The following is a 1,183-nucleotide window of genomic DNA, read 5'->3' as shown; positions in this document are numbered from 1 at the left end:
GGTGTACGAGTTCCCGGAGCTGCAGGGGATCATGGGGGCCGACTACGCTCGGCAGGATGGGGAACCGGAGGCGGTAGCCGAGGGGATTGAGCAACACTACTGGCCTTTGGGAGCGGGGGACGCTTTGCCCACAGCACTGACGGGGCGGGTGGTGGGCTGGGCAGATCGCCTGGATACCTTGGTGGGCATGTTTCGCTTGGGGCGGATCCCCACCGGCTCCTCGGATCGCTTTGCCCTGCGGCGGGCCGCCAACAGCCTGGTGCTGGTTGCCTGGGATGCCGGCTGGACTTTTGACTTCAACTTGCTGTTGCAGAGCGTGGTGCAGGACTATGCCTTTGGCGATGTCCACACCTTGCGAGCCTTGCAGGAGTTTTTGGCCCAACGGATACAGACCCTTTTGCAGGAGGAAAAACGGATTGATTACGACTTGGTCAGGGCTGTGGTGGGGGATCCCGAGTCGGTCAAAGCGGAGGATCCCCAGAAGGCCGAGCTCACCATGCGGGCCCTGGGCAACCTGCCCTTGACTTTGCTGCGGGCGGAGTACCTGCAACACCTGCGGGCCACCGGGGAATTGGCGGATCTCTATCCCACCCTCAATCGCTGCGCCCGCCTGGCAGCCCAAGGGGACTTGGACTACGCCGTGGTGGATCCGGCAGCCGCCGTGGATCCCGACCAGTTGCAGGAGGCGGCAGAAAGGGAGTTGTACGAGGCTTGCCAGAAGGTCTATCGCCTGGGGGTGGAGCCAGCCCTTCAGGGAGACTTTGTCCCCTTGGTGGAAGCTCTGCAAGCAGCAGCCCCTCAGGTAGCTCAGTTTTTTGAAGCCGTTTTGGTGATGGATCCGGATCCTGTGCGACGGGCCAGCCGGCTCAATTTGCTGGGAGTATTGCGCAACCAGTCGCGCCTGTTGGGGGACATGGGGGCTGTGGTCATGGCAGGGGAATCCTCGCCGGAGAAGACCCCCTAGCCGTTTCAGATCAGTTTACTTCGAGACAGATCCCCCTCACCCCCAGCTTCTCTCCCAGAGGGAGCTACCCCCCAAGGACTCTGTCCCACTGGCGCGAACGGCTTGGGAATGGACATATCGTCATTTCCACTCAAACTCAGAACACTGTGCCCACACCTAAACCGTTGGTCGCGTCTTCGCGTCAGCGTTGCGGAGCAATAGCGTTGCGGAGCAATAATG

1 protein-coding gene is annotated in these 1,183 nt (G+C 61.5%); it reads left to right on the top strand.

Annotation, left to right across the window (positions count from 1 at the left end; translation table 11 throughout):
* On the top strand, positions 1–964 hold a 964-nt coding region (locus tag NW838_RS02595; protein ID WP_414427445.1), incomplete at its 5' end, for a glycine--tRNA ligase subunit beta.
* Positions 965–1,183 lie beyond the last annotated feature (219 nt).

The sequence above is a fragment of the Synechococcus sp. R55.2 genome, assembly GCF_047462075.1.
Classification (GTDB): Bacteria; Cyanobacteriota; Cyanobacteriia; order Thermostichales; family Thermostichaceae; genus Thermostichus.
This window is presented reverse-complemented; position numbering and strand designations above follow the sequence as displayed.